Origin of the sequence: Candidatus Pelagibacter giovannonii, assembly GCF_012276695.1 — a bacterium.
Lineage (GTDB): Bacteria > Pseudomonadota > Alphaproteobacteria > Pelagibacterales > Pelagibacteraceae > Pelagibacter > Pelagibacter giovannonii.
On record NZ_CP038852.1, the window covers coordinates 124,866 to 143,790 of the forward strand.

General features: G+C 28.2%; 26 protein-coding genes. 24 read left to right on the top strand and 2 right to left on the bottom strand.

The genetic code is table 11. From position 1 onward, the window contains the following. The first annotated feature begins 19 nt into the window (after positions 1–19). From E5R92_RS00750 to recO, 7 genes are read left to right on the top strand one after another with little or no spacing between them, the layout of a single operon-like run. A complete protein-coding gene (locus E5R92_RS00750) occupies positions 20–1,777 on the top strand; it encodes a bifunctional (p)ppGpp synthetase/guanosine-3',5'-bis(diphosphate) 3'-pyrophosphohydrolase (RefSeq protein ID WP_168606218.1) in 1,758 nt (585 codons plus the stop codon). Then, complete coding sequence (gene pyrE, locus E5R92_RS00755; RefSeq protein WP_168606219.1) at positions 1,734–2,321, top strand: orotate phosphoribosyltransferase; 588 nt, start codon at positions 1,734–1,736, stop codon at positions 2,319–2,321. The genes E5R92_RS00750 and pyrE overlap by 44 nt, the downstream gene beginning before the upstream one ends. Continuing rightward, positions 2,318–3,037, top strand: coding sequence for a pyridoxine 5'-phosphate synthase (locus tag E5R92_RS00760; protein ID WP_168606220.1), 720 nt, complete (start codon positions 2,318–2,320; stop codon positions 3,035–3,037). Before pyrE ends, E5R92_RS00760 begins: the two co-directional genes overlap by 4 nt. Positions 3,038–3,039: 2 nt before the next feature. Then, positions 3,040–3,426, top strand: coding sequence for a holo-ACP synthase (gene acpS / locus E5R92_RS00765; RefSeq protein ID WP_168606221.1), 387 nt, complete (start codon positions 3,040–3,042; stop codon positions 3,424–3,426). Beyond that, on the top strand, positions 3,423–4,157 hold the full coding sequence (lepB, locus tag E5R92_RS00770; protein WP_168606222.1) for a signal peptidase I: 735 nt from the start codon (positions 3,423–3,425) through the stop codon (positions 4,155–4,157). Before acpS ends, lepB begins: the two co-directional genes overlap by 4 nt. Beyond that, positions 4,157–4,825, top strand: coding sequence for a ribonuclease III (gene rnc / locus E5R92_RS00775; RefSeq protein ID WP_168606223.1), 669 nt, complete (start codon positions 4,157–4,159; stop codon positions 4,823–4,825). The genes lepB and rnc overlap by 1 nt, the downstream gene beginning before the upstream one ends. Beyond that, entirely contained in the window at positions 4,822–5,502 is a 681-nt protein-coding gene (gene recO, locus E5R92_RS00780; protein ID WP_168606224.1) for a DNA repair protein RecO, read from the top strand. Before rnc ends, recO begins: the two co-directional genes overlap by 4 nt. Here the strand turns inward: recO and hemB are convergent, their stop codons facing one another. After that, the gene (hemB, locus tag E5R92_RS00785) at positions 5,503–6,492 is read right to left on the bottom strand and encodes a porphobilinogen synthase (RefSeq protein ID WP_168606225.1); all 990 of its coding nucleotides are present in this window, start codon (positions 6,490–6,492) and stop codon (positions 5,503–5,505) included. Between the two features lie 73 nt (positions 6,493–6,565). Here hemB and E5R92_RS00790 point away from each other — a divergent pair, with 73 nt between their 5' ends. From E5R92_RS00790 to E5R92_RS00840, 12 genes are all read left to right on the top strand, one after another. After that, entirely contained in the window at positions 6,566–7,207 is a 642-nt protein-coding gene (locus E5R92_RS00790) for an aspartyl/asparaginyl beta-hydroxylase domain-containing protein (RefSeq protein ID WP_168606226.1), read from the top strand. A gap of 1 nt (position 7,208) precedes the next feature. Continuing rightward, on the top strand, positions 7,209–7,634 hold the full coding sequence (rpiB, locus tag E5R92_RS00795; RefSeq protein ID WP_168606227.1) for a ribose 5-phosphate isomerase B: 426 nt from the start codon (positions 7,209–7,211) through the stop codon (positions 7,632–7,634). A gap of 2 nt (positions 7,635–7,636) precedes the next feature. Further along, a complete protein-coding gene (glyA, locus tag E5R92_RS00800) occupies positions 7,637–8,947 on the top strand; it encodes a serine hydroxymethyltransferase (protein ID WP_168606228.1) in 1,311 nt (436 codons plus the stop codon). Further along, on the top strand, positions 8,947–9,405 hold the full coding sequence (nrdR, locus tag E5R92_RS00805; RefSeq protein WP_168606229.1) for a transcriptional regulator NrdR: 459 nt from the start codon (positions 8,947–8,949) through the stop codon (positions 9,403–9,405). Before glyA ends, nrdR begins: the two co-directional genes overlap by 1 nt. Beyond that, positions 9,386–9,892 (top strand): bifunctional diaminohydroxyphosphoribosylaminopyrimidine deaminase/5-amino-6-(5-phosphoribosylamino)uracil reductase RibD, encoded by a 507-nt coding sequence (locus E5R92_RS07430; RefSeq protein WP_229704543.1) that lies wholly within the window; start codon positions 9,386–9,388, stop codon positions 9,890–9,892. Before nrdR ends, E5R92_RS07430 begins: the two co-directional genes overlap by 20 nt. Further along, a complete protein-coding gene (locus tag E5R92_RS07435; RefSeq protein WP_229704544.1) occupies positions 9,889–10,485 on the top strand; it encodes a RibD family protein in 597 nt (198 codons plus the stop codon). Before E5R92_RS07430 ends, E5R92_RS07435 begins: the two co-directional genes overlap by 4 nt. A gap of 4 nt (positions 10,486–10,489) precedes the next feature. Continuing rightward, on the top strand, positions 10,490–11,083 hold the full coding sequence (locus E5R92_RS00815) for a riboflavin synthase (RefSeq protein ID WP_168606230.1): 594 nt from the start codon (positions 10,490–10,492) through the stop codon (positions 11,081–11,083). Beyond that, the gene (gene ribB / locus E5R92_RS00820; protein ID WP_168606231.1) at positions 11,070–12,170 is read left to right on the top strand and encodes a 3,4-dihydroxy-2-butanone-4-phosphate synthase; all 1,101 of its coding nucleotides are present in this window, start codon (positions 11,070–11,072) and stop codon (positions 12,168–12,170) included. The genes E5R92_RS00815 and ribB overlap by 14 nt, the downstream gene beginning before the upstream one ends. Further along, a complete protein-coding gene (gene ribH / locus E5R92_RS00825; RefSeq protein ID WP_168606232.1) occupies positions 12,170–12,556 on the top strand; it encodes a 6,7-dimethyl-8-ribityllumazine synthase in 387 nt (128 codons plus the stop codon). The genes ribB and ribH overlap by 1 nt, the downstream gene beginning before the upstream one ends. Before the next feature lie 2 nt (positions 12,557–12,558). Further along, positions 12,559–12,963, top strand: a complete 405-nt coding sequence (locus tag E5R92_RS00830; protein ID WP_168606233.1) for a transcription antitermination factor NusB — start codon at positions 12,559–12,561, stop codon at positions 12,961–12,963. Then, positions 12,956–13,915 (top strand): thiamine-phosphate kinase, encoded by a 960-nt coding sequence (gene thiL / locus E5R92_RS00835; RefSeq protein WP_168606234.1) that lies wholly within the window; start codon positions 12,956–12,958, stop codon positions 13,913–13,915. The genes E5R92_RS00830 and thiL overlap by 8 nt, the downstream gene beginning before the upstream one ends. An 86-nt stretch (positions 13,916–14,001) precedes the next feature. After that, positions 14,002–16,107 carry a sodium-translocating pyrophosphatase gene (locus tag E5R92_RS00840; RefSeq protein ID WP_168606235.1) on the top strand — a complete coding sequence of 702 codons (2,106 nt, stop codon included), beginning with the start codon at positions 14,002–14,004 and terminating at the stop codon, positions 16,105–16,107. Positions 16,108–16,118: 11 nt separating this feature from the next. Here E5R92_RS00840 and bamE read toward each other — a convergent pair whose 3' ends face one another. Continuing rightward, entirely contained in the window at positions 16,119–16,580 is a 462-nt protein-coding gene (gene bamE / locus E5R92_RS00845) for an outer membrane protein assembly factor BamE domain-containing protein (protein ID WP_168606236.1), read from the bottom strand. Here bamE and E5R92_RS00850 point away from each other — a divergent pair. The 5 genes from E5R92_RS00850 to E5R92_RS00870 are packed head-to-tail and all read left to right on the top strand — an operon-like array spanning position 16,579 to position 18,924. After that, positions 16,579–17,046, top strand: a complete 468-nt coding sequence (locus E5R92_RS00850; RefSeq protein ID WP_168606237.1) for a ubiquinol-cytochrome C chaperone family protein — start codon at positions 16,579–16,581, stop codon at positions 17,044–17,046. The two genes, bamE and E5R92_RS00850, sit on opposite strands and share 2 nt — an antisense overlap. A 7-nt stretch (positions 17,047–17,053) precedes the next feature. Then, entirely contained in the window at positions 17,054–17,236 is a 183-nt protein-coding gene (rpmF, locus tag E5R92_RS00855; protein ID WP_011282128.1) for a 50S ribosomal protein L32, read from the top strand. 14 nt (positions 17,237–17,250) lie between these two features. Beyond that, positions 17,251–18,255, top strand: a complete 1,005-nt coding sequence (plsX, locus tag E5R92_RS00860; RefSeq protein ID WP_168606238.1) for a phosphate acyltransferase PlsX — start codon at positions 17,251–17,253, stop codon at positions 18,253–18,255. After that, the gene (locus tag E5R92_RS00865) at positions 18,255–18,557 is read left to right on the top strand and encodes an HU family DNA-binding protein (RefSeq protein WP_168606239.1); all 303 of its coding nucleotides are present in this window, start codon (positions 18,255–18,257) and stop codon (positions 18,555–18,557) included. Before plsX ends, E5R92_RS00865 begins: the two co-directional genes overlap by 1 nt. Then, entirely contained in the window at positions 18,547–18,924 is a 378-nt protein-coding gene (locus tag E5R92_RS00870; protein ID WP_168606240.1) for a MerR family transcriptional regulator, read from the top strand. The genes E5R92_RS00865 and E5R92_RS00870 overlap by 11 nt, the downstream gene beginning before the upstream one ends. The last annotated feature ends 1 nt before the right edge of the window (position 18,925 follow it).

Sequence of the window (18,925 nt, forward strand, 5' to 3'; positions counted from 1 at the left end):
ATTGATGTTATAGTTAAAAATGCTTAATTCTGAAGAGTTAATAAATAAAGTCAAAGTTTATAATAAGTTTTTAAATCCAGAAAAATTAAATAAAGCTTATAATTTTGCAGTTAAAGCACATGAAAATCAAAAACGAGATTCTGGCGACCCATACTCAATTCACCCCATAGCTGTAGCAAATATATTAACAGAACTAAAGTTAGATAGTGCAACTATAGCAACAGGACTGCTTCATGACACAATTGAAGATACACATGCTACTTACGAAACGATAAAAAATGAGTTTGGGCAAGAGGTAGCCGATTTAGTTGATGGTGTAACAAAAATATCAGTCTTTGAAAATCAAGCCACATCTACATCAAAAGCAGAAAATTTTAGAAAATTAATCATAGCAACCTCAAAAGATATTAGAGTTCTACTTGTTAAAATAGCTGATCGATTACACAACATGAGAACAATCGATGCAATTTCAAAAATTGAAAAAAAAGAACGTATCGCTAAAGAAACTATGGAAATTTATGCACCATTAGCAGATAGAATGGGGATGCATAGAATTAGAGATGAACTAGAGGATTTATCTTTTAAAGTTCTAAATAATAATGCAAGAGAGCTTATAAAAAAAAGATTAGATGAAATTAAAGATGATAAGGTAAATAGCTTTAACTCAATTTCATTGCAATTCAGTGGATTGTTAAATGAATACAAAATAAATGCTGAAATTATCGGGAGAGAAAAAACTCCTTTTTCTATTTGGAGAAAAGTTCAAAAAAAAAGAATATCACTAGAGCAAATTTCAGATATCATTGGATTTAGAATAATACTAGATAGCATTGAGGACTGCTATAAAGCTCTTGGTATATTTCACAAAGAGTGGAATTGTATACCTGGAAAATTTAAAGATTATATTTCGTCGCCTAAGATTAATAAATATCAATCATTACATACTTCAATTATAGGACCCAATAGAAGGCCGATTGAAATACAGCTTAGAACATTTCAAATGCACGAATACGCAGAAAGAGGCATAGCATCACATTGGAAATATAAATCTTCTGAAAAATTTAATTCATTAACGTGGAAAGAATATGATTGGCTTGCCGATTTAGTTGAAATTATTGATAAGAATGAAAACCCAGAACACTCTTATGAGTATACCAAGTTACAAATGTTTCAGGAAAATGTTTTTTGTTTTACCCCAAAGGGATCTGTAATTAAATTACCAAAGGATGCAACACCAATCGATTTTGCATATGCTGTGCATACCAATATAGGTAATAGTACTATAGCTTGCAAGATTAATGGTAACGATAGTGAGTTACAAAGTATACTTTATAATGGAGATGTTGTGGATATCATCACCTCTAAAAATAAATCACCTTCATTGCACTGGATACCTGTTACAAAAACTGGAAAAGCAAGATCAGCAATTAGAAAGTATTGGTATAAAAAAGGAGAAGAGAAGGCTCAAAGAATTAAAAAATACAATACTACGCTTTGGATTTCTTTGCCTGATAAACCAGGGAAACTAGGTGAGATAACAACTTTACTTGGTAGCCATAGTTTAAACATCTCGAGTGTTGAAATGAAAGAAAAGTCTAAAGAATATATCAATTTTAAATTCAATCTAATTATAAAAGACTTGAAGAACTTTACAAATTTTATCAGTGAGTTAAAACAAAAGGAAATAAAATTTAAAATCATTAGACATGAGGATAACTGGTTAAAGGAACGTAATGCTTTCACACGAAAAATCTTTAAATATTTTAAAAAAAACTAACGCACTTCTAGAAGGTCATTTTATACTTTCGTCAGGTTTACATTCACCTAAATATATTCAGTGTGCTAAACTTTTAAGCTTTCCACATTTAGCCAAGGATATTTGTAATTCATTAGCAAAAAAAATTAAAAAAAAATTTAAATCTATAGATTTGATTTTAGCGCCTGCAATGGGAGGTGTTATTATTGGTTATGAAATTGGTAAAATTTTAAAAAAAGAAACAATATTTTGTGAAAGAGTTAATGGTAAATTTACTTTAAGACGAGGCTTTCATATAAAAAAAGGATCAAAAGTTTTAATAATCGAAGATGTTATAACAACTGGCAAATCGAGTTTAGAGTGTGTTAAGTTGATTACAAAACCAGGCGCAAAACTTATTGGTTTTGCCTCAATTATTGATAGATCAACCAAGAATTCATTAAAGATAAAAAAGAATATTATCTCACATATGAAGATAGACGTTCCAACATTCAAGAAAAACAACCTTCCAGAAAGCCTTAAAAATACTCCAATTACAGTCCCTGGAAGTAGATTTATTAAATGACAAGACTAGGTGTTAATATTGATCATGTTGCTACAGTAAGAAATGCAAGAGGATCGTTCCACCCTGATCCATTTACTATAGCTAAACATGTAACTAAATGTGGAGCACATTCAGTAACCATACATTTAAGAGAAGACAGAAGACATATAAAAGATGCTGATGTTGTTAAAATTTGTAAAGATAAAAAAATAATCACTAATTTAGAAATTTCACTAAACGAAAATATAATAAATATAGCATTAAAAAATAGACCTAATTTTATTTGTATAGTTCCTGAAAAAAGAAAGGAAGTGACAACAGAAGGTGGATTAAACTTAATTAAAAATAAAAAAAAGATAAAAACAATAATATCCTTATTTAATAAGAAAAATATTAGAACCAGTTTATTTGTTAACCCAACGTTAAAAGATATAAAAATTGCAAAAGAATTAAATGTTAATTGTGTTGAGCTGCATACAGGAAAAATTTCTAATTTAGTAAAAGAAAATAAAAATTATAAAAATGAATATTTAAAAATTAAAAGATGTTCAGAGCTTGGTGTTAAACTTGGAATTGAGGTTCATGCAGGCCATGGTCTTGATTATAAAACTACCTCTATACTTAGTAAAATTAAAGAAATTACGGAATTTAATATCGGTCATTTCATAATTGGTGAGTCGCTTACTAATGGTTTAAAAAAAACTATTAAGGCATTTAAAAAAATAACCAATAAATAAATATGAAAATTCTTGGTATCGGTATTGATATAGTAGAAAATATTAGAATACATGAATCTTTAAAAAATGTTAATTTTATTAAAAGAGTTTTTTCTAGCTCAGAAATATTGTCAGCTAAAAACATAACTAATAAGAAATCCTATTATTCTAAAAGATTTGCTGCTAAAGAGGCATTTTCTAAAGCAATTGGAACTGGTTTTAGAGAGAATTTAAATTTTAAGGATATAACTGTAATTAACGATAAGTTAGGCAAACCCTCATTTGTAGTCACAAATAAAATTAAAAAAATTGTTAAAAAACAATTTAAAATATCATCCTTTAATTTCTTTCTGTCAATTTCAGATGAAAAAAAATATTCTATAGCCTACGTGATTTTACAAAAAAAATGATAACAAAAAAAATTATAATTGATAATATTAAAACAATTTTTTATGCTTTAGTAATAGCTATTGTTATTAGATCTCTTTTTATTCAACCTTTCTATATCCCATCGTCATCAATGGAACCAACACTTTTAATTGGCGATAGATTATTTGTTACGAAGTATTCTTATGGTTATAGCAAGCATTCTTTTCCTTTTAGCCCATCAATAATAAATGGAAGACTATTTTTTAATAAACCTAAGGTTGGTGATGTTATTGTTTTTAAAACACCTGCTGATAATAGAACAGATTATATTAAAAGATTAATTGGTCTACCAGGTGATAATATTCAATTCATTAATGGTGATTTATTTGTAAATAATAATCAAATATTAAAATCTAGAATTTCTCTAAATGATAAAATTTATTGTGGAAATCAAACAATAAATGTTAATACATTTAAGGAAAAACTTCCAAATGGAAAAATACATAATAGTGTATACTTAAAAAGTTATAGTTTTCAAAATTCTGATAATTTTATAGTTCCTTCTCAACACTACTTTTTCTTAGGAGATAACAGGGACTGCTCTAAAGATAGTAGATACTTGACTAGTGTCGGATATGTGCATGAAGATAATCTAGTCGGTAAAGCTCAATTTATTTTTTTTTCATCTGATTTTAGAATTGGAAATATTTTTTCTTTTTGGAAATGGCATAAGACAATTAGATTTGAAAGGTTTTTTAAGAAAATTATTTAATGAAAACTAACCCCACAACACTAGAAAAGAAATTAAAATTAAAGTTTTCAAATCAAAAAATCTTTTTTAAAAGCTTAACACACAAAAGTTTTGATTCAATAAACAATAATGAAAAGATTGAATTCTTAGGAGATAGGGTTTTAGGTCTTATTATTGCAAAAAAATTATTAGAACTTTATCCAGAAGAAAGAGAAGGGGTATTAGATAAAAAATTTGCTTCATTAGTAAATAAAAAAAAATGTTTAGAAATTGCTAAAAAAATTGAACTAGAAAAATATATTTTAGTTTTAAACCCTAAAAATAAAAAAATTGAAATTGAAGATAAAATAGTAGCAGACTGTTTAGAGGCTTTAATTGGAGCGATTTATCTTGATAAAGGTTTAAATTTCACTGAAAAATTTATTCTTAATTTATGGAGTGACCATATTACAGCGAGTGTTATAACCCAAATTGATGCAAAGACAAAACTCCAAGAATACTCACTTAAAATTTTTAAAGTGCTGCCTATTTATAAGCTAATATCTAATACTGGGCCTCGACACAAACCACTCTTTAAAGTTGCTGTTAAATTAAAAAATACTAGATTTTTCACAGCAGAGGGAACTTCTAAAAAAGACGCAGAACAGAATGCTGCATCTTTATGTTTTGAGGATGTTTTAAAAAAATGAATTGGGACGATAGCGCTTATTTAGTTTCTAAAAATAGATACAGCGAAAACTCAATAATTGCAGAAGTTTTTACAGAAAACCATGGAAAAATCTCAGGAATAATTTTTGGTGGAACTTCAAAAAAAATCAAAAACTATTTGCAAATTGGTAATAAAATCTATGTAAACTATAATTCTAAAAGTGTTACTAGAATTGGTTATTTTAAAATAGAAATTTTAAAAGCTTTAACACCACTCTATTTTGATGAAAATCAAAAACTATCATGCATAACCTCGGCAATGCATCTTATAAAACTTCTTACTGCTGAAGCTCAATCTAATAAAGAAATTTTTAAATTAATTGATAAATTTTTTGAAATATTAACTTCTGATAATTGGATAAAAAGATATATTTTCTGGGAGTTAGAACTTTTAAAATTATTGGGATATGATTTGGAATTAAAAACTATGGCTGAAAAAGAAATTGTTGATAATGAAGTGAATTATTATGTCAAATCTTCAACCGAAAAAAAAAGTATTCCAAATTTTTTAATAGATGAAAATAATATTGATGTTAATTTAAAAAATTTACTCAATGGTCTAAAGCTTGTTAGTGATTATCTTGAAAAAAGTATTTTAAAACCAAATAATTTAAATCTTCCTACTTCTAGGACTCATTTTATTAATCTTTTAAAATAATTATTTGATTAAATTGTTAATTCTATCAGCGTAATAGCTTACTATAGCGTTTGCTCCGGCTCTTTTAAAAGAAATTAAACTCTCTAACACTGAGTTTTTATCTATTAGACCTTTTTTAATACTATTACTTAATAGTGAGTATTCGCCTGAGACTTGATAAGCGAGAACAGGAATTTTAAATTTATCTTTAAGTGTTTTAATTATGTCTAAATATGGCATACCAGGTTTAACCATAACCATATCAGCCCCTTCTTTAATATCTAAAGCCACTTCTCTTATTGCCTCATTGCTATTTCTAAAGTCCATTTGATAATTTTTCTTATCACCTTTTAATAAACCTTTTGAACCAACAGCATCTCTAAATGGTCCATAAAAACTTGAGGCATATTTTACTGCATAAGAAAGTATTTGAACCATTTCATGACCTTCTTTATCTAAAGCCTTTCTTATTTTGCCTATTCTACCATCCATCATGTCTGAAGGAGCCAGAACATCACAACCAATCTCTGCTTGTAACAATGATTGATTTATCAAGACCTCAATAGTTTCATCATTTAAGACATAGCCTGATTTTATTAAACCATCATGACCATGAGAAGTGTAAGGATCTAAAGCTACATCACACATAATACCAATTTCATTTTTATACCTTTTTTTGATATATTGAATTGCTCTGCAAACAAGATTATCCTCATTTAATGCTTCGGTACCAATATCGTTTTTTTTTGTCTTATTTGTATACGGAAACAATGCCACCATTGGTATTTTGTTTTTGATTGCTCTATCTACAATAATTCCAAGCGTATTTATTGTGTACCTATAAACATCAGGCATTGTTTTAATGGATTGTTTTATATTTTTTCCATCAATTAAGAATATAGGTAATATAAAATCACTAGATGAAAGGTTATTTTCTTGAATTAACCTTCTAGACCAATCATTTTTACGACTTCGTCTAAGTCTTAAATTTGGATAATTTCCTGTAATCATGTTTAAATCTATTTTTAAAATGCGACAAATGTATTATACAAATATATATTAAATTAAGTAAAAAACAATCAGCATGAGTATTGAAAATAAAAATATTGTGAACTTAGATCTAAAAAAAGAAGAGAAGATTTTAGATTTTAGTGACTTTCAAAAACAAAATATCAAGTTTGATATTGATAAATTACAAGAAGCCTACAATCAAATTATTCAAACTAAAAAATTTGATGATGGTGGAGGAATTGCTCACTTTGGAGCTATTTCTCTAACACAAATTCCTGGTGACCCGGACTCTGTAAAAGGAAGCAAAGCAAGAGGTGTTTATTGGACAAAACCAGATAAGTCAGGAAAAGAAGTTTCAAGAGATATTTCAATTGATGAAGCTGCTTATTCAGAATTTATACCTGACTATGAAAATACATACTTTAAAGAAGTGTTTGATGAGCTTTCTTCAAAATATAAATTAGGTAGAGTTAGGATTTTATTAAAAGAGCCAAGATCAACATTGAGTTGGCATAGAGATCCAGAACCAAGATTGCATATACCCCTAATTTCAAATCCAGGCTGCCTAATGGTTATAGACAATGTTGCGAAACATATGCCTGCGGATGGATCGGTGTGGATTACTAACAATACAAAATATCATAATGCTTTTAATGGTGGAGAAGAAAATAGAGTTCATCTAGTAGCATGTGTTTTAGATTATAAATTTAATTAGATTGAAAAAAATATTTTTATCATCAGATCATGCTGGTTATAGGCTAAAGGAATTAATTAAACTTCATTTAGATAAAAAAAAAATTAACTATACAGACTTAGGCCCATACAATAATGATAGAGTTGATTATCCTGATTATGCTCATAAAGTTGCAAGAAAAGTTAAAAATAATAACAATCATACTGGTATATTAGTTTGTGGCTCTGGGATGGGAATGAATATTGCTGCAAATAGACATAAAAATATACGTGCTGCTCAGTGTTTTAATTTAAAATCTACTAAATTATCAAGATTGCATAATGATGCAAATATCATTACATTAGGATCAAGACTACTTACTAAAAAAAATGCTTTAAATTGCGTTAGCGTTTTTTTAAATACAAAGTTTGAAGGTGGAAGACACGCAAAAAGAATTAAAAAGATTTGATTATGTCTAGTGAAAAAAATTATTTAAATGAAAATTATAAAAGCTTTTTTGAAGACAGCTTATCTGTAACTGATCCGGAATTACATAAAGCCATAAGTGATGAGTTAAAAAGACAACAACAACATATAGAACTAATTGCTTCTGAAAATATAGTTTCTCAAGCTGTTTTAGAGGCTCAAGGTTCTGTATTAACAAATAAATATGCAGAAGGGTATCCTGGAAAAAGATACTACAATGGATGTGAGCATGTTGATGTTGCAGAAAATTTAGCCATAGAAAGATTAAAGAAACTTTTTGATTGTAAATTTGCAAATGCCCAACCACATTCTGGGGCTCAAGCAAATGGAGCTGTATTTTTAGCTCTATTAAATCCCGGTGATACATTTATGGGAATGAGTTTAAATTCTGGTGGACACATTACTCATGGGTTAAAAATTTCAATGTCAGGTAAATGGTTTAATCCTATAGGGTATGACGTTGATAAAAAGTCTGAACTTATTGATTATGATAATGTTGAGAAACTTGCATTAGATCATAAACCAAAACTTATAATTTGTGGTGGTAGTGCTTACTCTAGAGTAATCGACTTTAAAAGATTTAGAGAGATTGCTGATAAAGTTGGAGCATATTTGATGGTAGATATGGCTCATTTTTCAGGCTTAGTTGCAGGCAAGGGTTATCCAAATCCTTGTGAGCATGCACACGTAGTAACCTCAACAACCCATAAAGTTTTTAGAAGTGCTAGAGGTGGAATCATTTTAACAAATCACGAAGACTTAGCAAAAAAATTTAACACAGCAGTATTTCCTGGTTACCAAGGTGGACCATTGATGCATGTTATAGCTGCTAAAGCTGCTGGTTTTTTAGAGGCTTTGAGGCCAGATTTTAAAGATTACATTAAATCAGTTTTATCTAATGCTAAGATTTTATCAGAGACACTTAAAAACAATGGTTTTAAGATTTATTCTGGCGGAACAGATACACACTTAATGTTAGTTGATCTAAGACCTTTTAATGTCAAAGGTAATGCTGCTGCTGAAAGTCTTTCAAATGCTAATATTACTTGCAACAAAAATGGAATACCTTTTGATTCAGAAAAACCAATGATTACATCTGGTATAAGATTAGGAACTCAAGCAGCAACAACTAGAGGTTTTGGATTAAAAGAATTTGAAAAAGTAGGTAAATTAATAACTAAAGTTGTAAAGGGTTTGTCCGAAAACCCTGATGATAATAGTAAGATTGAAGAAGAGGTTAGAAATGAAGTTATAGAACTTACATCTCACTTCCCAATATATAAAAATCTAAAATAATGATTTGCTCAATTTGTAAAAAAGGTGAAACGTCAGTAGTAGACTCTCGACCTACAGAAGATGGAACGGCCATAAGAAGAAGAAGACTTTGTGTGTGTGGGGCTAGATTCACAACTTTTGAAAGAGTACAATTTAGAGAAATAATGGTTATTAAAAAAAATGGAAGAAAATCATCTTTTGATAGAGATAAACTTTCCAAATCAATTTACATAGCATTAAAAAAAAGGCCTATTGATACCGAAACAACAGAAAAATTTATTAGTCGAACTTCAAGAGCATTAGAGGAACTTGGTCAAAGTGAAATTTCATCAAATACAATTGGCACTATGGTTATGGAAGGTTTGAAAGATCTTGATCCGGTTGCATATGTTAGATTTGCATCTGTTTATAGAAATTTTAGAGAAGAAAAAGACTTTGTGCAATTTGTGGACAAATTAGATGTCTACAAAAAAAGATAAATTTTTAAACAAAGATAAAATTTTTATGGAGCTTGCCTTGCATTTGGCAAAAGCTCAGCATGGACTAACTGGAATTAATCCTTCTGTTGGCTGTGTAATTGTTAAAGATAATGAAATACTCTCAATTGGTCAAACAGGTTTTAACGGCACACCTCATGCCGAATTTAATGCCATTAAAAATGCAAATGAAAATTTAGAAGGTTCAAAAATGTACGTGACTCTTGAACCTTGTAGTCATTATGGAAAAACTCGTCCGTGCACAAATATTATAATCAAAAATAAGATTAAAGAAGTTGTGTATGCAGTAGAAGATATTGATAAAAAAGTAAAAGGTAAAACTCTAAAAATTCTTCAATCTAAAAATATTTTAGTGAAAAAAATTTACTCAAAAAAGAAATTAGTAAATTTTATACACCCTATTTTTTTAATAGAAAAAATAACCTTCCTTTTGTTACTGGTAAAATTGCAATTTCTAAAAATAATTTGATATATAGCAAAGATACAAAAAGAATTTCAGATATTCATACCGATAAATTTACACACTTTCTTAGATATAAAAATGACTCGTTAATGATTTCTTCTAAAACTTTAAACAAAGATAACCCAAAGCTTAACTGTAGACTAGAAGGTTTGAATAAATTTTCCCCTAAAAGAATAATTCTAGATAGAAACTTAGAAACTAAAAAAAATTCATACATTTTTAAAACCGCAAATAAAAAAAATACTATAATTTTTTATCATAACACCAAAACTAAAGTGAAATTAATGTTTAAAAAAAAAGGGATAACTTTAATCAAAGCTAAATTAAATAAAGATAACTTTGATATTAAATCAATTTTAAAGAAACTTTATGTCCTTGGTTGCAGGAATTTATTAGTTGAAGGAGGAAATGATCTTTCCAAACACATTGTTAAAAAGAGATTATTTAATGAATTTTATCTATACAAATGTGCAAAAAGTTTATCAAAGTCGGTTAATTATAAAGAGTTTAGTTTTCTTAATGAATTAAAGAAAAATTATAAAAATAAATTGAAAATTAATAAAAAATTAGGCAAAGATGTGATTACACTTTACAAATAATATTATGTTTAATGGAATAATTTTTAACCAAGGTTTAATTACTAAATTTGAAAAAAGATCAAAAGGTACTAATATATTTGTAAAAGCTGATTTAAAGTTATCAGGTAAAGACCTAGGTGTATCAGTTGCTTGTGATGGTGTTTGCTTAACATTAATTGATATTAAAAATAAAATAATGGAATTTTATCTTTCAGATGAAACCATACAAAGATCAAAATTCAAATTCTTAAAAATTAATGATAAAATTAATCTTGAACTTCCATTAAGATTTGGTCAAAAAATATCAGGTCATATTTGCCAAGGTCACATCGATGCAGTAGCAAAAATTCAGAGTATTAAGAAGATTGACAAATCGTATTTATTTGACTTTGAGCTTATTAAAAAAGAAAGAGCAAATTTAATTGATAAAGCTTCTATATGTATAAATGGAATTTCTTTAACAATTTCTAAAGTAACTAAAAAAGGATTTCAAGTTTGGGTTATTCCACACACTTTTAAGCTAACAAATTTATCTTCATTAAAAAAGAGCAGCCTAGTTAATATAGAGATAGATATCTTATCTAAATACGTTAGAAATTATTTTAATGAAAAAAAATAATTATACATCCATTGAAAGTATAATTAATATCGCTAAGAAGGGTGGTATGTTCATCTTAGTCGATGATGAAAAAAGAGAAAATGAAGGAGACCTAATAATATCAACCACTGACTCAAGTGCTAAAAATATAAATTTTATGGCTAAATATGGTCGTGGATTAATTTGTCTAGCACTAGATAGTGTACAGGCAAAAAGGTTAAATTTATCTTTAATGTCACCAATAAATCAATCAAGAAATAAAACCGCTTTTACAATTTCTATTGAAGCAAAAAAAGGAATAACAACTGGGATTTCAGCAAAAGATAGAGCAAAGACAATTAAAATTGCTTCAAAGAAAAATGTAAATAAGAAAGACATTGTTTCACCAGGACATGTTTTTCCAATCATAGCTAAAGATGGGGGTGTTCTAGTAAGAGCTGGTCATACAGAAGCTTCTGTTGATATTTCAAAACTTGCTAAAAAAAATAATTCTGCAGTTATTTGTGAAATAATGAACGAAGATGGTACAATGGCCAAAGGTCAAGACTTATTTAATTTTGCTAAAAAACACAATTTAAAGATAGGTAAAATTGAAGACCTTATTGCTTATCGTTTAAAAAAAGAAAAACTAATTAAACTTAAAAAACAATCTGATATTGAAGTTAAAAATCAGAAATATAAAATTAGAATTTATGAAAATCTTTTAGATGGATCTGAGCACTTTGCTCTAATTAAAGGCAATATTAAAAAAGGGATAATACCAAGAGTTAGAGTTATTTCATCAAACGTAGTTCAAAATTATTTAATCAATCAACAATTACCAAATTCGTTTAATAAAACTTTAAATTATTTTAAAAAATTCAATAACTGTGTTTTAGTTTTTATAAAAGATACAAACTTAAAATCTGTTACACAAACACTCAAGGATTATAAGAACAAAGAATTTTATAAAAAGGGAAATGATAAACTTATAAGAAATTATGGTATCGGAGCTCAAATAATTAAAGATTTAAAGATTAAAAATATGATATTAATTACAAAATCTCTTAAAAAAGTTATTGGTTTAGAGGGTTATGATATAAAGATTACCAAACAGGAAATCATTTAATGAAAAAAAAATATTTAATAGTTATTGCAGATTATTATAAGGATATATCTAATGGCTTATTAAGTAGTGCAAAGAGCATATTGCCCAAGTCTAGTTTAATAAAAATTATCAATGTCCCAGGTGTTTTTGAAATACCAGTTACTATTTCGAAAAATATTAAAAAGTATGATGCTTTTTTAGCTCTCGGTTGTGTTATTAAAGGCCAAACACCTCATTTTGACTTTATTTCTCATTCTTCAACTGATGCAATAATGAAACTATCTGTAGAAAACAAAAAACCCATTGGTAATGGAATTATTACTTGCCTCAATATGCGTCAAGCTATAGCTAGGAAGAAAAAGGGAAGAGAAGCGGCTCAAGCTGTAATATCTGTCCTTTCTCAATAACAATGAGAACTCCATACAATCCAAATCAAAGTCCAAGGGTTATAATTATTCAGAAACTATATGGTAATTTTTTTAATGATGACACAGATTTAACTTTTCCCAAACATAGATTTAAAAAATTCATTAAAGATGTTGTTTTAGGAACTATTGAGAGAGATGAAGTTATTAAAGAAGAGGTTAAAAAATATCTAAGTGAAGACTTACAGTTAACTAATTTAGACCAGGTTTTTCAAGTGATAGTAAAGTCTGCTATATTTGAGTTTTTATATAAACCCAAAGTTTCTACTAAAATAATTATTAAAGAATATCTTGATGCATCAAACTTCTTTTTAGAAGATGGTCAAACTAAATATTTAAATGCAATATTAGACAAGATAGCTAAAAAAATAAGAACTACTAATGCATGAATTTGAATTAATAAAAAATTATTTTCAAAAACTTTCTAAAAAATCACTAAGTGCTCTTAATTTGAATGATGATATTTTTTTTGATAAAAAAAATAAATTAGCAGTATCAGTCGATACATATATAGAAGACAATCATTTCATAGACTTTAAAAGACCTGAACTTGTTATAAAAAAAATAATTAGATCATCAATTTCAGACCTTATATGTAAAGGTGTTAAACCAAAATATTATTTTATTTCTGGTTCTGGTAATAAAAAAAGTTTTTCTAAATTAAATTTATCAAAAATTAGCAAGTCACTTAATCAAGAACAAAATAAATATAAAATATTTTTAAGTGGTGGAGATACAGTTTTTTCCAACAAGTTAAGTTTCACAATTACTTCAATAGGTTTTGCTAATAACATTACTTATAGAAACAAAGCTAAAATTAATGATGATATTTATGTCTCTGGAAATTTAGGAGATAGCTATTTAGGTCTATTAGTTTTAAAAAATAAAATTAAACTCAATTCAAGATTAAAAAAATATTTTACTAATCAATATTTTATGCCAAATATTCAATTAAAATTAATTGATCACCTTAAAAAATTTGCCAACACTTCAATTGATATCTCTGACGGACTATTAGCAGACCTAGATAAGATGATTAATAATCAGAAATTATCTTATAAAATTTTTTTAAAAAAAATTCCGATTTCAGGTAATCTAAAAAAAATACTTACTCTAAAAAAACTATCCAAGATTAATTACATTTCTAAAGGTGATGATTATCAGATCTTATTTACAGCCTCTAAAAATAAAATGAGAATCATAAGAAAAATAGCTTCTAATTGTAGAGTTAAGCTTACAAAAATTGGCTCTATTCAAAGTCATGCTGAAAAATCATTCATTATTGATGATAAAAATAGGCAAATTACCCTTAAAAATAAAGGTTATCTTCATAAGTTTTAAAAAGTTAAATATTGCCTTTTATTGCTTTTTTTGTATTGTCCGGACTTTAAACAATAAAATTTAACAACCAAACAACCAAAGGCAAAATGAACTCACTAATAGAAACAATCTTATTATATACTATAGCGGCAGGATCACTTTCAATCGTTTATGGTTACTTTACGGGTAGAAATATCCTTAACTCAAGTGCTGGAAATGCTAAGATGCAAGAGATTGCATCAGCAATTCAAATTGGTGCTAAAGCATATCTAGCAAGACAATATAAAACAATTGCTGTGGTTGGAGTTGTTGTTTTAGTTATTATTTGTGTGGTGTTTAGCCCATTAGTTGGTTTAGGTTATTTTATTGGAGCTGCATTATCAGGTATAGCTGGTTATGTTGGAATGTTAGTTTCTGTTCAAGCTAACGTTAGAACTGCAGAAGCGTCAAGAAAAGGTTTAGCTAGTGGTCTTGCTGTTGCATTTAAATCAGGTGCTGTAACTGGCATGTTAGTAGCTGGGTTAGCTTTACTTGCAATTGCAGTTTATTACTATTTTTTATTAAAAGCAGGAATTGATGACAGAGAAGTTGTAAATGCATTAGTTGCATTAGGCTTTGGTGCCTCTTTAATATCGATTTTTGCAAGACTAGGTGGTGGAATTTTTACCAAAGGTGCTGATGTTGGTGCTGATTTAGTGGGTAAAGTAGAAGCGGGTATCCCAGAAGATGACCCTAGAAATCCAGCTGTAATTGCTGACAACGTTGGAGATAACGTTGGAGATTGTGCTGGTATGGCAGCAGATTTATTTGAAACTTACGCTGTAACAATTGTTGCAACAATGGTTCTTTCATCTATTTTTTTCTACGGTGATATAAATATGATGATCTACCCTTTAACTATTGGTGGGGCTTGTATCTTAACATCAATTTTAGGAACTTTCTTTGTTAAACTTGGAAAAAGTAAAAACGTTATGAATGCTTTATATAAGGGGTTTGTAGTTTCTGCTGTTTCTTCATTAATGATTTTATACCCTGTTACTGATTATGTAATTGGATTTGCAAGCGAATATACTGTTAATGGTAAAAGTTTTACTGGTATGAGTTTGTATTATTGTGGAATAATTGGTTTAGTTATTACTGGATTATTAATCTGGATTACTGAATACTACACTGGAACTGAATACAGACCGGTAAGAAGTATTGCTAAATCTTCTACAACAGGTCATGGAACAAATGTAATTCAAGGCTTGGCTGTTTCAATGGAAGCTACTGCTGTGCCAGCTTTAATTATTGTTGCCGGTATATTAGCAACAAATTCAATAGCTGGTCTTTATGGTATTGCTATTTCAGTAACTACAATGCTTGCATTAGCAGGTATGGTTGTTGCTCTTGATGCTTATGGTCCTGTAACAGATAATGCTGGTGGTATTGCTGAAATGGCTAAATTACCAAATAGCGTTAGAAAAACTACTGATGCATTAGATGCTGTAGGCAATACAACTAAAGCTGTTACTAAGGGATATGCTATTGGTTCAGCAGGTTTAGGTGCTCTAGTTTTATTCGCAGCTTATGTTGAGGATATCAAGCACTTTTCAGGTGTAGCAGGTTCAAAGCTTGAAGGAATTGTTGTAACTTTTGATCTATCAAACCCTTACGTTGTAGTTGGTTTATTAATTGGTGGAATGCTTCCATATTTATTTGGATCAATGGGCATGCAAGCCGTAGGTAGAGCGGGTGGTGCTGTTGTTGTTGAAGTAAGAAGACAATTTAAAAAATATCCAGGTATCATGAAGGGTAAACAAAAACCTGATTATGCTAAATTAGTTGATTTATTAACTTTAGCAGCAATTAGAGAAATGATTATACCTTCGTTATTACCGGTTCTTTCTCCTATTGTTTTATACTTTGCAATACTAGCTATAGGTGGTCAAGTAGCTGCTTTAGCTGCTGTTGGTGCAATGTTGTTAGGTGTAATTATTACAGGTTTATTCGTAGCTGTTTCAATGACTGCGGGTGGTGGTGCTTGGGATAATGCAAAAAAATATATTGAAGATGGAAATCATGGCGGAAAAGGTTCTGAAGCACATAAAGCCGCAGTAACTGGAGATACTGTTGGGGACCCCTACAAAGATACTGCTGGACCTGCTGTAAACCCAATGATTAAGATTACTAATATCGTAGCTTTATTATTATTGGCTGTAATTGCTGGATAAAAGGAGTAAGTTTATCTTTTTCTTTTACCTAAAGGGTCATTAATTTTCTGTCTCATACTAGATAGAAAGTCGTATACAAATGTATTTTTCTTATATTGATTTTCAGTAATTTGTTCAGCAAATTTTAAATCTTGCATATTAGTGAGATCTAGAAATTGCTTAGTTTCAAGTAGGCCCATATTATTGATCTCTAGTAATAGTACGTTATTAACCATAATTCTTTCTCTGCCAAATTTTATAAGAGACGAATTATTGGTTTTTCTTTCAATATAAATCCATAAATCATTATCAAAAGTACTTTTTGTTGATGGTGAACCCAATAATTTTAAAATATCATTTTTATTTGACCTATTAACAGTAAGCTTTTCTTGCTTTTTATCTAAAAAATGAACACCGTGGTGTTTTTCAACTTTTTTTAAAGTACAAGCCGAAAAAAATAATGGTATTATAAAAAATATAAATAATTTTCTCATGAATAAAAACTACATAAATATTTACAACAATTTAGTTAAATTAACTAGAAATAAAGATTTGTATAAAGGTTTTGAAAATCAAGATACTTTCTCTGATAGATTGATATTTTTTTTGCTTCATTTCTCTTTCTTTTTGAAAGTTTATAAGGAAAATAATGATAAAAAACTACTTCAGGAAATCTATGATTTTACTTTCAGGCAAGTTGAATTAAGCATCAGGGAGATTGGTTATGGTGATCAATCAATTAATAAAAAAATGAAAGATTACTTAAACTTATTTTATGGAATGATTGATAAAATTCACAGTTGGGATGAATTAGATACAGAATCTAGAAACTCTATTTTAGTAAATTTTTTAGATAATTCATCTAATATTGAGTATTTAGTTAAATATTTTGAAAATTTTAGGTTAAATTTAAAAAATAATACTTTAAATTCTTATATAAAAGGTGTAGTTAAACACTAATTTTATTATGGCTGTACCTAAACGAAAACAATCACCGTCAAGAACCGGAATGAGAAGAGCTCAGAATATGAAGTTCAAATCTACGAATATTGTTGAAGATAAGAAATCTGGTGAATACAGATTACCTCATCACTTAGATCTAAAAACAGGTATGTACAGAGGTAGACAAGTTTTAGATCCCAAGGAATAAAAGTCCAAAATTAAATGAGCAAAATGATAAAAATTGCAGTTGATGCAATGGGTGGAGACAATTCACCAAAAAAAGTTATAGATGGAATTATCCATCATCACAAAAGTAATACTAATACTTTTTATCAAATTTTTGGTGATAAGGAAAAAATCCAAAATCATATTAATGATCAGTTATCTTCATATTCATTTGAAATAATTCATACTAAAGATGTGGTTAAAGGAACTGATAGTCCTTTAGAGGGAGCCAAAAGAGGAAAAAATACTAGCATGTGGTTAGCCGTACAAAGTGTTAAAGAAAAAAAATCTGACATAGTCATTTCTGCTGGTAACACTGGGGCATTACTTGTTATTTCAAAACTTAATCTAAAGATGATTGAAAATATTGATAAACCAGCACTCTCAGCATTATGGCCAAATAAAAAGAATATGAGTGTTGTACTAGATTTGGGAGCAAATATTGAATGTAGTCCAAAAAACTTAATTGATTTTTCTATAATGGGGTCCGCATTATTTAAATCTTTATATCCAGACGATACAGCAAGAGTTGCTTTATTAAATATAGGGTCCGAGGAACTTAAAGGCAATGAGATCATCAAAGAAACCTACCAGCAGCTAAATCAAAAAAATAACACAGGCTTTGAATTTGAAGGGTACATTGAAGGCAATCAGTTAATGAATGGTGATGTGAATGTTATAGTCGCAGATGGATTTACAGGTAATGTTGCTTTAAAAACAGCCGAGGGTACTGCAAACTTTATTACAAGTGAATTAAAGAAAGCCATGACAGGTAATATTATTGGTAAAATTTCATCTTTACTAAACATTTCAAATTTAAAAAAATTTAAAAAAAGACTAGATCCAAGACTTTATAATGGTGCAATTTTTATAGGTTTAGATTCTCCAGTTATTAAAAGCCATGGTGGAACTGATTATATTGGTTTTTCAAATTCTTTAAGTGTTTGCACTAGAATTGTTAGTGGTAATTTAATAGAAAAGATAAGAAACTACATAAGTTAATGAAAAGAACTAACTTAACAAAAAAAGACCTTATAAGCTCAATTTATATGCAAATTGGTTTTTCCAAAAATATATCTGAAAATTTGATTGATGATTTTCTAATCACAGTAGTAGAAAATTTAAAAACTGAAAAAAAATTAAAACTCTCAAAATTTGGTACTTTTTCTATAAGAGCAAAAAAAAGTAGAATTGGACGAAACCCTAAAACAAAGGAACAAACAACTATATCTAATAGAGATGTTGTTTTATTTAAAGCTTCTAAGGAATTTAAAGATTTGGTAAATTCTAAGAATGATTCATAAAAATAATGATGCTTATAAGTCAATAGGTGAAGTTGCTAAAATTCTTAATCTTGTAAACAAGAAAAAAGGAACCTTGAATACTCATACCATTCGATTTTGGGAGAAGGAATTTAAGCAAATTAAGCCAAAAATTTTAAATGGTAATAGAAGATATTATAATAATGATACAATTGAGGTTTTAAAAAAAGTTAAATATCTACTTAAAGATCAGGGAATGACAATTATTGGTGTTAAAAAAGTTCTTAATTCAGATAAATCATTAAAACTTGACGAATTACCAAATAATTCTATAAATGCTGATTATAGTTTAAAAAATAAACTTAAAAAGATTTCTGATTTAATAAAAAAAATAAAAAGTTTAAGATAAA

Bases quoted from the DNA above. Each gene is read 5' to 3' on its own strand.
- E5R92_RS00750 (WP_168606218.1), top strand. From the start codon at position 20: ATGCTTAATTCTGAAGAGTTAATAAATAAAGTCAAAGTTTATAATAAG.
- pyrE (WP_168606219.1), top strand. From the start codon at position 1,734: ATGCTTTCACACGAAAAATCTTTAAATATTTTAAAAAAAACTAACGCA.
- E5R92_RS00760 (WP_168606220.1), top strand. From the start codon at position 2,318: ATGACAAGACTAGGTGTTAATATTGATCATGTTGCTACAGTAAGAAAT.
- acpS (WP_168606221.1), top strand. From the start codon at position 3,040: ATGAAAATTCTTGGTATCGGTATTGATATAGTAGAAAATATTAGAATA.
- lepB (WP_168606222.1), top strand. From the start codon at position 3,423: ATGATAACAAAAAAAATTATAATTGATAATATTAAAACAATTTTTTAT.
- rnc (WP_168606223.1), top strand. From the start codon at position 4,157: ATGAAAACTAACCCCACAACACTAGAAAAGAAATTAAAATTAAAGTTT.
- recO (WP_168606224.1), top strand. From the start codon at position 4,822: ATGAATTGGGACGATAGCGCTTATTTAGTTTCTAAAAATAGATACAGC.
- hemB (WP_168606225.1), bottom strand. From the start codon at position 6,492: ATGATTACAGGAAATTATCCAAATTTAAGACTTAGACGAAGTCGTAAA.
- E5R92_RS00790 (WP_168606226.1), top strand. From the start codon at position 6,566: ATGAGTATTGAAAATAAAAATATTGTGAACTTAGATCTAAAAAAAGAA.
- glyA (WP_168606228.1), top strand. From the start codon at position 7,637: ATGTCTAGTGAAAAAAATTATTTAAATGAAAATTATAAAAGCTTTTTT.
- nrdR (WP_168606229.1), top strand. From the start codon at position 8,947: ATGATTTGCTCAATTTGTAAAAAAGGTGAAACGTCAGTAGTAGACTCT.
- E5R92_RS07430 (WP_229704543.1), top strand. From the start codon at position 9,386: ATGTCTACAAAAAAAGATAAATTTTTAAACAAAGATAAAATTTTTATG.
- E5R92_RS00815 (WP_168606230.1), top strand. From the start codon at position 10,490: ATGTTTAATGGAATAATTTTTAACCAAGGTTTAATTACTAAATTTGAA.
- ribB (WP_168606231.1), top strand. From the start codon at position 11,070: ATGAAAAAAAATAATTATACATCCATTGAAAGTATAATTAATATCGCT.
- ribH (WP_168606232.1), top strand. From the start codon at position 12,170: ATGAAAAAAAAATATTTAATAGTTATTGCAGATTATTATAAGGATATA.
- E5R92_RS00830 (WP_168606233.1), top strand. From the start codon at position 12,559: ATGAGAACTCCATACAATCCAAATCAAAGTCCAAGGGTTATAATTATT.
- thiL (WP_168606234.1), top strand. From the start codon at position 12,956: ATGCATGAATTTGAATTAATAAAAAATTATTTTCAAAAACTTTCTAAA.
- E5R92_RS00840 (WP_168606235.1), top strand. From the start codon at position 14,002: ATGAACTCACTAATAGAAACAATCTTATTATATACTATAGCGGCAGGA.
- E5R92_RS00850 (WP_168606237.1), top strand. From the start codon at position 16,579: ATGAATAAAAACTACATAAATATTTACAACAATTTAGTTAAATTAACT.
- bamE (WP_168606236.1), bottom strand. From the start codon at position 16,580: ATGAGAAAATTATTTATATTTTTTATAATACCATTATTTTTTTCGGCT.
- rpmF (WP_011282128.1), top strand. From the start codon at position 17,054: ATGGCTGTACCTAAACGAAAACAATCACCGTCAAGAACCGGAATGAGA.
- plsX (WP_168606238.1), top strand. From the start codon at position 17,251: ATGAGCAAAATGATAAAAATTGCAGTTGATGCAATGGGTGGAGACAAT.
- E5R92_RS00865 (WP_168606239.1), top strand. From the start codon at position 18,255: ATGAAAAGAACTAACTTAACAAAAAAAGACCTTATAAGCTCAATTTAT.
- E5R92_RS00870 (WP_168606240.1), top strand. From the start codon at position 18,547: ATGATTCATAAAAATAATGATGCTTATAAGTCAATAGGTGAAGTTGCT.